Origin of the sequence: Bifidobacterium pseudocatenulatum DSM 20438 = JCM 1200 = LMG 10505 (assembly GCF_001025215.1) — a bacterium.
Classification (GTDB): Bacteria; Actinomycetota; Actinomycetes; order Actinomycetales; family Bifidobacteriaceae; genus Bifidobacterium; species Bifidobacterium pseudocatenulatum.
Window position 1 is genome coordinate 47,398 of the sequence record NZ_AP012330.1, and the last position, 13,481, is coordinate 60,878.

Genomic DNA, 13,481 nt, shown 5'->3' on the forward strand with positions numbered 1-13,481 from the left:
GGGTCACCTCAATTCAAAGGTGGTTGCGCCAATGCGTACGGGAACGCGCGATCCGAGAATCATCGGAGCGTTCAGACGCTGCTGGTTGACCACAGTGCCGTTGGTGGAACCCAGGTCTTCGATGGCCCACTTGCCGGTGGCGGGATCCGTATAGACGCGCGCATGGTGGGACGAGACGAATTCGTCGTCCAGAACCACGGTGTTCGAAGCGGAACGGCCAAGCGTGATGGTGTTGCCGGACAAAGGGACGGAACTGCCGGCAAGGGGGCCATCGATGATGACCAGCAAGGTGGGTTTGGCGCTTGATGTGGCGCTGACGACTGGTGCCGGGACGGCCACGGGCGCGGGCGCTTCGACGGCCTTGCGCGCGCGACGCTCCTTACGGCGATGAGCCCGCGACTTGCGCGGGCTGAGCGTTTCCACATCCCTGTACAGCGAACGCACCGTACAGGCCACGAAGATCCAGAGCAGTACGAGGAAGCCGTACTTGAGGATCGCGAAAGTAAGTTCAGTGAGCATAGAGGCAACTCCCGAGGTTGGGGTTGGTTACTCCTGATCCTGCGAAGAGGCCCAATACAGGATTCGGGTGCGGCCGATGGTGATCGTGTTGCCGTCGAGCAACGTGGCCGCCTCGACATGATGGCCTTCGACATACATGCCGTTGGTGGAGCCCAGATCGCGTGCGATGACGGTGTTGCCGTTGTCGGTGATGTCGATCTGCATGTGGCGGCGGGAGATGCCCGGATCGTCGATCACGATATCGCAGTCGGATCCGCGGCCGATGATGGTCTTGCTTTCCGTGAGCAGATACTGGTGTTCGCCGATTTCCAGCATCGGGCAGTCTTCGGTCTGCGCGTCGGTGGTGACGGGCACGGTATTGCCTTGCACGGATTCGCTCGTCAGCTTGAAATTGCTCTTGGTGAGGTCAAGGTCCTCTTCGAAGATCACCACGACCGGACCGACGAACGCGTAATGCTGGTCCTTCGCGTACTGGGTGAGGTTGTCGGCCAGCTCATTGGCCAACGCTTCCGCGCCCCATTCGACGATGTTGTTGAAATCCGGCGTGCTCAGCTTGAAACGGTACTCATTCGGCGCCACGGTACGGTCTCGCGTGACGGGCATGGCCTCTTTGTCAATCTCACGTTCCAGAGCGCTGGAAAGGTCGACGGGCTGCAGGTCCTTGGACCCGAACTTGGCGAAAACCCCGTTGACGGCGCCTTCCACGCTTTTCTCAAATCGGTCGAGAACACTCATGCTTGTCCCTTTCTATCCTCACCCATCCTACGCGGTAGAGCGCCGAGCGCCAATTCGTAAGTCCTTTAATTGCAAAAAATTCATGCATAAATCCATCCCCAGCATCATTTAGGGGGTATTTATCCGCGAATATGACTACCTTCGCCCCCGATTTCCACGATGCACGAATTCACGGAAAGTGGAATTGGGATGGTGCTAGGTTGGGAGCATGACAGATGCGATTCGACAGTTCCCCCGTAAAAAAGCACGTACCTTGCGATTTTCCTGCGGCGCTCCGCGTTCGGCGCGCGTGATTGCAGACGGCTCCCGCGCGCTGTTCCTGCGTTCCGACGGTCCGGAAGACACCGTCACCTCGCTGTGGATGAGCGTGATCGACGAAGACGGCAACATCGGTGAGATTCCGCTCGCCGATCCGCGCGTATTGCTTGCCGACGCCGACGCGGAAGACGTTCCGGCGGAAGAGAAGGCGCGACGCGAACGTGCGCGCGAAGGCGGATCCGGCATCGTCTCGTATTGCGTCGACGGTGCCGGCAACCGCGTGACCTTCACCATCAACGGGCAGCTTTTCCTCACCGACCTTACGGCGGGCGCGACGCGAGCCATCACGATAGAGGAAGATGAACTCAAACCGGTGCTGAACCCGCGCATCAGTCCCGACGGACGGCACATCATGTACACCACCGGCACGTATCTGGTGGACGTGGATCTTGCCAACGATGAAGAAACCGGCGACGCGATTTCGGTGGTCGCCTCGGCACCGCAGAACGGCGAATGGAAAATCGGATTGGCGGAATTCGCCGCAGGCGAAGAAATGGACCGCTACGACGGCTTCTGGTGGTCACCCGACTCCAAATACGTGCTCTTCGAAACCTACGACGAATCCCCCGAACCGATCTGGCATCTGTCGGACCCCGCGAATCCAACCAATCCGGCGCAAGCCAACCGCTATCCGCAAGCGTTGACCGCCAATGCCGACGTGCGGCTGACCCTGCTGGAACTCGGCTACGACAGCGACAACTGCTGCTACGGGGCAATCGCCAACGAAGTGCAGTGGGACCATGAATCCTACGAATATCTGGCCGCCGTAAGCTGGAGTGAAGGCCACGATCCGATCATCCTTGTGCAAGACCGCCTCCAGCAGCACGATCAGGTGCTCGCCATCCATGTAGGCGAGCCGATCGCCACCATGCGTGACGCGGAAAACGGCTTCACCGACGACAATGGCGACGAGGTCGAAACCTTCTCCATCGCCATTCCCGAATACGCGGAAGGCGAACGCCCCGGCACCACGCGCGTGCTTGAGGAACACGGCAACGACTACTGGCTCGACCTCATCCACGGCACCCCTGCATTCACTCCGGATGGACGCTTGATCTGCGCGATGAACGACATGGACGTCGATACGAACCGACTCACCGTTGATGGTACGCCCTTCACTCCGGCCGGACTGCAGGTGCGCGAAGTGCTCGACGTGACCGACGACGACGTGCTGTGCGTGGTGCAGCGCACCCCTGAAATCCTGCCTGAAAGCGACCTGCCGTTCCTCTGGCAGTCGAATGCCTCCGACCATGACGCCCGCAGCTTCGACGTGGTGTCGATCCGCTATGACGGCACATGGGAACCCCTCACCTACGCGCCCGGCCAGTGGAGCATGTCTCGCGCCGGCAACGGCTGCGTGGTGACCGGACGGGGCATGGACGACGCAACCGTGCAAATGCAGCATTGCATGAACATCGCCACAACCGACGAAAATGGTACGGACGTGGCGTCAATGGTGGTCGCACCAATCGAAAACCATGCCGAAACCCCCGGATTCACGCCGAACGTGCACTTCACCCGACTCGGCGAACGTGAGCTGTACACGGCGATCGTGCTGCCCTCATCCGATAGTGAATACGCGCACGAAGCCATCCTGCCGGTACTCATGAAACCCTACGGAGGCCCCGGCTTCCAACAGGTCATCGAAAGTCAATCCTTCTATTGGGACGCGCAATGGTGGGCCGACCAAGGCTACATCGTGGTCACCACCGACGGACGCGGCACCACCGGACGCGGCCCGCAATGGGACCGCGCCATCTACGAAACCATGAAATCCGTAACGCTCGAAGACCAGATCGACGCCGTGCGCGCGTTGCCGGAAGCGTTGGAAGCGCTGGCTGGCGAGAATGCGGCAGCCAACGTTCCGCAACCCGATCTCAGCCGCGTCGCCATGATCGGCTGGTCGTACGGCGGATTCCTCTCCGCGCTCGCCGTGTTGGAGGCGCCGGAAACGTTCGCCGCGGCCTGCGCGGGCGCGCCTCCGACCGACTGGACGCTGTACGACACGCATTACACCGAACGCTATCTCGGCCTTGACTCGGCCGTGTACGAACGCAACAGCATCATCGCCGACGCGCCGCAGCTTGATCGCCCGCTCATGCTCATCCACGGGTTCGCCGACGACAATGTGACGATCGCGCACAGCCTGCGCCTGAGCCAGGCGCTGATGGCAACCGGACGTAAGCACACGTTCCTGCCGCTGACCGGCATCACGCACATGACCAACGACGAGACGGTTGCCGAAAATCTGCTGATCCTGCAGCGCGATTTCCTTGCGGAAGCGTTGGGGTGACGGCACCGTGACGACAGTGCAGTAACGGTAACGGCAACATCGCAAACGAAAGTGCTGCAAAGCGCCGTAGGAAGACAAAACGCGTTCCCCTGCGATTCCCGGACTGCCAAGCATCCGAACGTCGTGGGCGAACGCGTTCCCTTCTCGAATGCCAACATAAAACAGGCGAAAACGACTTCGCAAGCGAGGGGGTACCACATTTGTGTACCCCCCCCCAAAAAAAATCTGGGCTTGAAAAAGACGGAAATCGGTGGATCGGGCTCGTCCTAACCCTGATCCGCAGCTATGGTCAAACCTGCACTTGTTCAAGCAAACCGGGCGAATCGTCGATGACGGTCACCGGAATGTACGCAAACAACGTCCAACTGCCGTCCTGCGCAGACGTGGTGAGCGTGCCCTGATACGATTCGAGCTGCTTCTTGAACGAGGCGAGCCCGTGGCCGCCCGGTAGTTCGTCATCGCGCTCGTCAGCTCCAGCCATGTCCTCTTTCATGGGATTGATTTGCGTGATTTCGATGGCATTCGGCCGGAGCATCACCGAAAGATCGACCTTGCTTCCCGGAGCGGCATGGCGTGCGATATTCGCATAGATCTCGCGCAGCAGATTATTGGCAAGTTCGGCGATTGCTTGCGATGCGCTCGGCTTGCCGCCCGCGCAGTGCCGGATGGACGTGATATTGAAGCCAAGCTTGCGCAAGCGACGATCGCCGTCATCCAGTGTTGCTCGCAGCAGATTGGCCAACGCTTCGCCGTCGGCGTCGCCGGGGAGAGTGGTGGCGTCCATATTCAATTCGTCGATGACGCGATGCACGTTCGTCAATGCGGAAAGAATATATTCGTTGATTTGACGCCAGTCTTCGGCATCGGCTGTTGCGGTTGCCGTAGTTGTGGTTGCGTTGGCAGGGTCAGCAGCGACGCCAGGACTGCTAGAGTTGCCACCGATATGCCGTTGCGCTACAAACGTCGCCGCTGACAAATCGCCCGTCACCGCATCGTGAATGGCATCGGCAATGCGTGCGCGGCTTTCCAATTCCTGCAGACGATTCTTGTTCTGCGCCGCTTCGAAGCTTTTCTGCGTTGTTTTTTCGCTCCAACTCAACGCCCGACCAAGCAGTAGCACCATGGCATACATGCTGACCATGGCGACGGGGTTGGTATTTGGGCCAGGGGGGTCAATCAGCAGAATGTTAACAACGTAATATGTGAGTAACGTTGCCACGATAATGGCATTAGTGCTGTATGCGAGCATGCCATAGGCGTAAAGCTGCGCGGGAAGAGAATTTCCCAAATGCGCGTAGGGAGTAAACAGATCGCCTATGGAGGCAATCACGAGAATCGCCACCGATGTACTTTTCAGAAACAGCGGAGACGGTACGAGCGCCGTAACCAGCATCGCAACCCATATCACGCCAAATATGTCGGTAGGAGGCTCGTAGCAAACGCCGTATATGGTCCATGCAAGCACGATCAGCATAATGGCGAAACGGATTGGATGCCACAGGTTCGGATGCTGCGTGCGCATACGGTTGCGCCACGCAATGTACTGAGTTGCGGGTTTAGAGCGCATTGGACCTCACCCACAGTGCCACTGCCTGACGCGAGGTCTTGCAGTTAAGTTTTCTTAAAATACTTTGCATATGTTTGCGGATGGTGGCTTCGGAAATCCCCAAATGCTCGGCGATGTCCCGGTCAAGCATGCCCTCCGCGCACAAGGAAATAATCTGCTCCTCACGAACGGTAAGCGCGGGAGTGGTATCAGCCTCCCTGCTGATACGCAGATTGGCCAACGCAGGCGGCTCAAATCCCTCCATCACCTCGCCATTGCACATACGCATAATAATCTGCGCCAACTGGTCGGCATTCTCCTTACCAACCAACCCTTGCGCACCAGCCTCAACCAGCTTGTCCCGATAACTATTGATGGAAAAACTGGTTGCACCGAGAATCGGCATGCGCTGGCCCATCAAACGCAACCGATGACACGTGGCGGGGCCTTGCAATCCCTCCATCGACATATCGAGAATCAATAAGCTGACATGGCCGTTCGCATCCTGGCAGCGCTCTATGGCCTCACCGCCTGAAGTCGCCGTCCACACCACATACGCGGTCGGCACTTTGCTGGCAATGACGGCACTGAGCGAATCCAACGCTCGCGGATCATTGTCGACCAGCGCGATGCGATGAATCTTAGGATGCTTTTCCGACGTGGTCATTATGCGATCACTTTCCTTTCCCACACAGCCATTGCAGCCATGTTGGGCAGTTGGAATCTTTGGCAGCGGAGATATCACCGTTGTTGTCAACGGGAGTTGCCGCCGCGTGCGCATACGTTGGTGTGCCGGTGAGAGACAGCGTTACTACCATCAGCAGTGAAACGAACTTCATACCTCCATAGTATGCGAGGATGGCGCGCGGGGGTGACGATTCGGTTGTTCCGGTACGCCGTTGATGCACTGACGCATCGCTATACAGCGCACATGCTTGTGCTTGGTTTTGTCTTGGCTTTGTTCGCCTAAGATGGAATTTATGACTATCACGCTCATCGATGAGGCGCGTTACGACGCCGAAATGGACGAAACGGTACTGCCTGCGCTGCGTAACTGCATGACGGAAGGCTGGATGGAACCTGCCACCGTTGATTGGGACGATAATATGCTGCCTAAGCTGGAGCATCCTGGACGGTTACATTACTACTGCTACGACGCGCACAAATTCGACGCATTACGTGAAGACGGCGCATCGGGCGTATTCCGCGGTGCGGTGGTGATTTCGCACGGATTCACCGAATTCGGTCGCAAATACAGCGAAATGGTGTGGTACTTCCTACTGGCCGGCTACTCCGTATGCGTGTTCGAACATCGCGGGCATGGCCATTCCACGCACGACATGAGCAACCCGAGCTTGGTGTGGATCGACGATTGGCGCCGGTATGTGGCCGATTTCGCCACATTCGCGCAGACCGTGGGACGTGAGACGGCCGGTGATGGCCCGATGTACTTGTACTGCCATTCCATGGGCGGCGGCATCGGCGCGGCTGTGCTGGAACGCTACCCGTCGCTGTTCGACAAGGCGGTCCTGTCCGCGCCGATGATCGCGCCGGTGGTTGGCATGCCAACGTGGATCGCGCGCATTGTGGTCGGCGTAATCTGCGGGCTTGGCTTCGGCAAATCACGCGTGTTCGGGCATGCCGATTTTGACGGCAATCTCAATCTCGACGATTACCACGGGGCTTCCGAAGCGCGCATCCGCTGGTTCCACAAGCAGCGCTTGGCCGACAAATCATGCCAGACCAACGCGGCCACGTTCGATTGGGCAAACCAGGCGATGGCGCTTTCCCGAGCCGTGCTCAAACCCGATATGTGTGGAGCTATCGAATCCCCGGTATTGCTGTTTCAAGCCGGACGCGACGTGTGGGTGCTCAACGGACCACAAGATGACTTCGTCGAACGCGTGAGCGAAGGCGGCGGCTTCATCGAAAAAGTGCGATACAGCCAGTCATTGCACGAAATTTTCTCCATGCCAAATGCCGTGTTCGGACCATATCTCGACAAAATCCTCGATTTTTTGGCGGCGTCGAACGCAAGCTTGGCGGAATAAATCTGTTTTGCATAACTGACGTTTAGTATGCGCACTGTGTGCGTTACAATCGCCGTGAATTTGCCGTGAAAGCCGTGGAGAGAGAGCGAGGATAGGCCGTGGCAAAGCAAACGTCGGGACAGACGTCGCAATCGCAGAAAACTTCCGAATCGCAAAAAACCGCGAAAAAAACCGCGAAAAAAACGGAACATATGCTGGAGCAGACGCCGAAAAGTCTACTCATCGGCACTGGCATGACACTGCTGGGCGGTGCCATGTGGGGTATGAACAGCACCGTGGCCAAACTGCTGATGCGTGACTACCAGCTGGATCCGATCTGGCTTTCCTGCGTACGCGCGCTATTCGCCAGCCTGATCTTCCTGGTCGGATCGGCCATCACCACACCGCAGAAACTCGCCGGAGCGGTCAAAGACGTCAAATCGTATCCGAAATATTTGGTCACCACACTGATCTGCGTGCTTCTGGTGCAGGTCTCCTACCTGATGACCATCGACTGGACGAACTCCGGAACCGCCACCGTATTGCAGACGCTCAACCTGATCTTCGTGCTCGCCTGGGTATGCCTGCGCGGCAAACGACTGCCCCTCAAGCGTGAATTGGTCGGCGTGCTTCTGGCGTTCGCAGGCACGTTCCTCATCGCCACCGGTGGCAACTTCGCCTCGCTGTCGCTGCCATGGCAGGGGCTCGCATGGGGACTGGTTGACGCGGTGAGCACCGCGGCCATGTCCATCCTGCCGGTCATGCTCATGCTCAAATGGGGCAACATGACCATCAACGGCATCACATTCCTCATGTCCGGACTCATATTGTGCCCGTTCGCGCAACCGTGGGCGAACATTCCCGCACTGGACGCGCGAGGTATGCTCCTGCTGCTCTATACCATCGTATGCGGCACGTTCCTCGCGTTCTGGCTCTACATGGCAGGCGTGATGCGCGTTGGCGCGGTGCGTGCCACCATGCTCGGCACCAGCGAACCGGTCATGGCCACCGTCACCGCAGTGGCATGGGCTGGCGAAGCGTTCACCTTCACCGACCTGACCGGCTTCGCCATGATCATCATTATGGTCTTCCTCGTGCGCTAACCATTCTCCACAAACTGTCCGATTCTGGAGAATCGGACAACTGTAGAGTGTTTGGCCTAGTCTGGTTGTCCGTTTCTCCAGAATCAGACATGCACGGCACAAGAGAAGGAAGTACTACTTGGCGTACACGGAGATGGCTCGCCCACGTGCGCGGCCTGCTCGGCCTCATCCACCACGGCGATCGCGTAATCCGCGTAGCTGATGTAGCTCTGCCCGGCGGCATTGACGGTGAACTCCTCACCGGCGAGTCCGTACTCCGTGCAATCCGCCGAAACAACCAATGACAGATGAAAGGGATTCGGCATCCTGGAGCATTCCTGCCGGAAATGTTGGGAGCTGCTGAGTCCTACTGCTGCTTGGAAAACGAAAAGGCCGGAACCTTTCGGCTCCGGCCTTTCATCATGGTGCGAGCGGGGGGAGTTGAACCCCCACGAGCATACACTCACTGCCACCTGAAGACAGCGCGTCTACCATTCCGCCACGCTCGCAGACAGTGAGCTAATCTACACCAAAACCCACACAACCTCAAATCGGCGTGTCGCGCCGCCATTTTCCGTAGGAAAATTCAAGCGGCGCGACGCGAGGAGGGAGGAAGCTCTGGGAGCTTCCGTACGACGGAGCCATCCTTAAATTCCGCCATTTTCCATAGGAAAATTCAAGCGGCGCGACACGGCTCGTCCGATTCTGACGTTTCGGACATTCGACGAATGTTTTAGGGCGCTTGCTTGTCCGATTCTCCAGAATCGGACAACCGGGAGGGGCGGTATGGGCATTAGATGTCTGATTCTGGAGAAACGGACACATGGGGTGGTGGATGGGGCGAGACGGCTGGGTGTACGCATGACACGCGCGACACGCATGAAAAAAGACGCCGACGGGTCTGTTCGTCGACGCCTTGGAACGCGGAAGTGTGGCTCAGCATTCGTTTGGGCGGAAGGCCCAAGTGAAATGCATTATCCGCGGGATCCGTTGGCGTAGAAGCGGGTCAGGGTTTCGTCGCGGAATTCGTTGAAATAGCCGCCGTCGATCGATGCGCGGATATCGTCCAGCAGCTTCACGAAGAAATGCTCGTTATGGATCGTGGCCAATGTGAAACCGTTGAATTCGCGGGCTCGCAACGCATGATCCACGTAAGCACGCGAATAATGCGTGCACGTGTAGCAATCGCAGCCCTCTTCAAGCGGGCCAAAATCATGCTTGAATTGCGCGCGCTTGATGTTGTAACGTCCGCCGCGCGTGAAAATCGCGCCATTTCGGCCGCAACGCGCCGGAGCGACGCAATCGAACGTGTCTCCACCATTCTCGACACATGCGAAAATATCGTCGACTGCGGCGATGCCGAGCACGTGGCGCGGTCGGCTTTCCGGCATCGCATCGCAAATCCAAGCGCAAGTGTCGCCGATAATGCGCTTCTCGATCGCGCCTCCGATACCGACGCCGTCGAAGTCCAACGAAGCGATCTGTTCGGCCGCATGCCTGCGCAAATCCTCATAATTCGCGCCCTGCACCACGCCATACAGCGCCTGATACGGCTTGCCGACGCGCTCTTCGGTAAGTCTCTTATGCTCGGCAACGCAACGCTGCGCCCAACGGTAGGTGCGTTCCACGGAACGCTCCTGGTAGCCGCGCGTGTTCATCAGTGTGGTCAGCTCATCGAACGCGAACATGATGTCGGCGCCGATCTTATGTTGGATTCCCATTGAAATTTCGGCGGAAAAACGGTGCAGTGAGCCGTTGAGCGGCGATTTGAACGTTACACCGTCCTCGTCCACGAACGCGAGACGCTCCTTGCCTTCGGCGATCACGTCGTCTGATTTCATGCCGGTCACGTCCATGGCGAGGGTTTTCTTGAAGCCTGCGCCGAGCGAAAGCACTTGGAAACCGCCGGAATCGGTGAAGGTCGGACCGTTCCAGTTCATGAATTTGGCAAGGCCGCCGGCTTCGTCGAGCACTTGCTCGCCGGGGCGTTCATACAGGTGAAACGCGTTGGACAGCAGGCATTGCGCGCCGAGGTCCTTCATGGTTTCGGGCAGAACGGCTTTCATCGCGGCCTGCGTGGCCACGGGCACGAACGCTGGAGTGTGAATATCGCCGTGGGGGGTATGGATGATGCCGGTGCGGCCGTATCGTGCGCCGCCTCGTCCCTTGCCGTCGGCTGCGTCGGGAAGACGGGTTTTCTGCTCGAAATAGAAGGCGTCGCGTCGGCCCGGCTTGCCTGGTTCCGCTCCACGCGGATGTTCGATGAGATTTTCGGACACTGCGGTTGCCGCGTTTTGCGTGTCTTGCGCTGTGTCGGTAGATGATTCGGTAAGGCTTGTCATGCGGAATATTTTATGCGATAGCGGCGATTCTTGAAAGTGCTGCAAAGAATGCGATCGGTGAAATGAAAACAAGGAAGATGTGGAAAGTGCGATGAAGGTGCCGATCGCATTTTGGTGCGATTTTCAGATTCAATGGTGATGTTGAACGTATTTGGCTGCTACTTTCAACAAACATTCAGGAAACTTCCAGAGCGAGTATCTTTACTCATAGATAGCAGTTCGAGCGGCACGATTGCTGATTTGTGAAATGCCGCGAGACGAATAAGGAGCGAAAATGGCTGAAGAGAACGACCAGAACGCCGTGCAGCCGCAGAATGACGAACAACAGACCGTGCCGATGCCGCCGGTTGATGCGGAACAGACGCAAACTTACGCAGGTGAGCCGTATGCTGCAGAGTCGGCTACCGAACCGATTGACGTGCAGGGCGGTATTGAGGATCAGCCGACGGCCGCCATGCCTGTTGCGAACGATGGCGCTTCGGCGGAATCCGCGGCTGCGGCGGGCGATACGCCGGATTATGCTTCCGCGGCGGACGAACGTACCGTGGTTGGCGGTTCCACGCAGGATGCGCCGGCCCAGCAGTACCGTCCGGCACCGGAATATGGTGCGTACGGTCCCGTGCCGACGCAGCCGGCTGATGGCACCGCAGCCGCGAACGATACTGCGAATGGTGCGCCGAACATACCCCCGCAGCCGCAATATGGCGCGTACGGGCAGGCTCCGCAGCAGCCGCAGCGGCCTCGCAATCCTTTCTTCGGAAATCCGTATGTGGGTGGAAATCAGCAGAACGATCAGCAGAACGCGCAATCGAATAACGGCAATCCATTCATGAAGCCCGCTGCGCAAGGCGGTGCCAACGTGCCGCCAGCAGCGCCGAATACTCCCAATAACGGCAACCCGTTTGGGAATCCGAATAACGGTAATCCGTTCGGTGCCCCGCAGCAGAATGGCGCAGCAACCAAGCCGAAGTCCGCTTCCGGCGTGACCGGGCATGTGATGACCGGCGTGGTGGCGGCCCTCGTCTCCGCGGCATTGTGCCTCGGCGTCGGCTACGCGGCAATCACCAATGGATGGGTGACCGTACCCACCTCCAGCTCACTGACCAGCGTGAAGTCCAACACGTCCGGATCCGGTTCGGCGAAAGCCAAATCCGGCGAGGCCGCGGACTGGAGCGCGGTGGCGAAAGAAGTGTCCGATTCTGTGGTGTCCATTGACGTGGCAACCAGCGACGGCAGCGCCAAAGGCTCCGGTGCAATCATCAGCGACAAAGGCTACATTGTCACCAACAACCATGTGATTTCCGGCGCGAAGCAGATTCAAGTGACGCTCGCCAACGGCACCATCTACTCAGCGCAAATCGTCGGCACCGACACCACCACCGATCTGGCCGTAATCAAACTCGACAATCCGCCGAGCAATCTGAAAGCCGCGGAATTTGCCGATTCCGACAATCTTGCCGTGGGTGAATCCGTGATGGCCATCGGCAATCCGCTCGGCTACGATGACACCGCAACCGTCGGCATCGTTTCCGCGCTCAACCGCCCGGTGACCGTGTCCGATGACAACAACAACGACATCGTCACCAACGCCGTGCAGATTGACGCGGCCGTCAACCCAGGTAATTCCGGCGGTCCGACCTTCAATGCGGCCGGCCAGGTGATTGGCATCAACTCATCCATCGCATCCACCACAACGTCTTCCGGCACCGCCGGATCCATCGGCATCGGCTTCGCCATTCCGTCGAACCTGGTAAAGCGTGTGGCTAACGAGATCATCGACAACGGCACCGTGCAGCATGTGGCGCTCGGCGTCACCATCAAGAGCTCCACGGTTGAGGCGGACGGCGTGACCCGCGGTTGCACGCAGGTGCAGTCCGTGGTCGACAACAGCCCGGCGGCCAAGGCCGGAGTGAAGGCCGGCGACTCCATCGTGGCGTTCAACGGCAAGGCGGTGAACAACAACTATTCGCTGCTCGGCTACGTGCGCGCCTCCGCCATGAACGACAAGGTGACATTGACGGTCGTGCGCGACGGCAACACCATGGAGCTTGACGTGACACTCGACCAGGAGGAATCCCAAACGAACTCCGCCAACAGCCAGAACCAGCGGAACAACGGCAATGATGGCCAGAGCCAGAACGGCAATGGCAACGGTTACGGTAATGACGGCAATGGCAACGGAAATGGACAGAGCGACGGCAACGGCAGCAACGGCTACGGTGACGGTGGCGGCCTGTTCGACCCGTTCGGCCTGTGGTAAAGCGAGATGTTGATGCGGTGCGTGAATTGACGGACGCAAGTTGTTGCGGTGCGCAAGTCAAGACTGTTGGGCTGGCTAAAACGTTTCGCGACATGCGAACGGACGGAAGCCACCCGATAGGCTGACGGCGAAGACGCGGCTGGCACCACGAAATCGCAAGTACAACGAAAACCGCGAAAATCAACAAAAAGCAAACCAAAAGAAGAATGCAATAAGGGCTGTGTGAGCAATCGCACAGCCCTTATTGCTGTATTGCGGCACAAAAATCGCAAATATTTGCTATGCTGAAAATATCTTTTTACGCCGTGTATCGATGGCTCGCGCGGGCGAGGCGCCGATGGGTTAACAAGGCGTCC

General features: G+C 58.4%; 11 protein-coding genes and 1 tRNA gene. 4 read left to right on the top strand and 8 right to left on the bottom strand.

Going from position 1 to position 13,481, the window contains the following annotated elements; genetic code table 11:
* Positions 1-3 precede the first annotated feature (3 nt).
* Together BBPC_RS00195 and BBPC_RS00200 are read right to left on the bottom strand one after the other, a co-directional pair.
* Positions 4-519, bottom strand: a complete 516-nt coding sequence (locus tag BBPC_RS00195; RefSeq protein ID WP_004222871.1) for an FHA domain-containing protein FhaB/FipA — start codon at positions 517-519, stop codon at positions 4-6.
* 27 nt (positions 520-546) lie between these two features.
* Positions 547-1,254 (bottom strand): FhaA domain-containing protein, encoded by a 708-nt coding sequence (locus BBPC_RS00200; RefSeq protein ID WP_004222873.1) that lies wholly within the window; start codon positions 1,252-1,254, stop codon positions 547-549.
* Positions 1,255-1,462: 208 nt separating this feature from the next.
* Between BBPC_RS00200 and BBPC_RS00205 the strand changes: the two genes are divergently transcribed.
* Positions 1,463-3,865, top strand: a complete 2,403-nt coding sequence (locus BBPC_RS00205; RefSeq protein ID WP_033524159.1) for a prolyl oligopeptidase family serine peptidase — start codon at positions 1,463-1,465, stop codon at positions 3,863-3,865.
* Between the two features lie 289 nt (positions 3,866-4,154).
* On the opposite strand, the gene BBPC_RS00210 is transcribed toward BBPC_RS00205, so the two are convergent.
* The 3 genes from BBPC_RS00210 to BBPC_RS09745 are packed head-to-tail and all read right to left on the bottom strand — an operon-like array spanning position 4,155 to position 6,250.
* Positions 4,155-5,387 (bottom strand): sensor histidine kinase, encoded by a 1,233-nt coding sequence (locus BBPC_RS00210; RefSeq protein WP_047749548.1) that lies wholly within the window; start codon positions 5,385-5,387, stop codon positions 4,155-4,157.
* A 34-nt stretch (positions 5,388-5,421) separates the two neighbouring features.
* Positions 5,422-6,078, bottom strand: coding sequence for a response regulator transcription factor (locus BBPC_RS00215; RefSeq protein ID WP_004222880.1), 657 nt, complete (start codon positions 6,076-6,078; stop codon positions 5,422-5,424).
* Positions 6,079-6,085: 7 nt separating this feature from the next.
* On the bottom strand, positions 6,086-6,250 hold the full coding sequence (locus BBPC_RS09745) for a hypothetical protein (RefSeq protein ID WP_155114916.1): 165 nt from the start codon (positions 6,248-6,250) through the stop codon (positions 6,086-6,088).
* Between the two features lie 141 nt (positions 6,251-6,391).
* Here BBPC_RS09745 and BBPC_RS00220 point away from each other — a divergent pair, with 141 nt between their 5' ends.
* Both BBPC_RS00220 and BBPC_RS00225 read left to right on the top strand, forming a co-directional pair.
* The gene (locus BBPC_RS00220) at positions 6,392-7,462 is read left to right on the top strand and encodes an alpha/beta fold hydrolase (RefSeq protein ID WP_193345785.1); all 1,071 of its coding nucleotides are present in this window, start codon (positions 6,392-6,394) and stop codon (positions 7,460-7,462) included.
* 98 nt (positions 7,463-7,560) lie between these two features.
* On the top strand, positions 7,561-8,544 hold the full coding sequence (locus BBPC_RS00225) for a DMT family transporter (RefSeq protein WP_004222887.1): 984 nt from the start codon (positions 7,561-7,563) through the stop codon (positions 8,542-8,544).
* A gap of 83 nt (positions 8,545-8,627) precedes the next feature.
* On the opposite strand, the gene BBPC_RS10245 is transcribed toward BBPC_RS00225, so the two are convergent.
* The 3 genes from BBPC_RS10245 to tgt form a co-directional block, all read right to left on the bottom strand.
* Positions 8,628-8,849 carry a hypothetical protein gene (locus BBPC_RS10245; protein ID WP_004222890.1) on the bottom strand — a complete coding sequence of 74 codons (222 nt, stop codon included), beginning with the start codon at positions 8,847-8,849 and terminating at the stop codon, positions 8,628-8,630.
* A gap of 97 nt (positions 8,850-8,946) precedes the next feature.
* Positions 8,947-9,032: transfer RNA gene (locus tag BBPC_RS00235), tRNA-Leu, on the bottom strand.
* Between the two features lie 465 nt (positions 9,033-9,497).
* On the bottom strand, positions 9,498-10,865 hold the full coding sequence (gene tgt / locus BBPC_RS00240; RefSeq protein ID WP_004222894.1) for a tRNA guanosine(34) transglycosylase Tgt: 1,368 nt from the start codon (positions 10,863-10,865) through the stop codon (positions 9,498-9,500).
* Positions 10,866-11,139: 274 nt separating this feature from the next.
* Here tgt and BBPC_RS00245 point away from each other — a divergent pair, with 274 nt between their 5' ends.
* Entirely contained in the window at positions 11,140-13,125 is a 1,986-nt protein-coding gene (locus BBPC_RS00245) for a S1C family serine protease (protein ID WP_004222897.1), read from the top strand.
* The last annotated feature ends 356 nt before the right edge of the window (positions 13,126-13,481 follow it).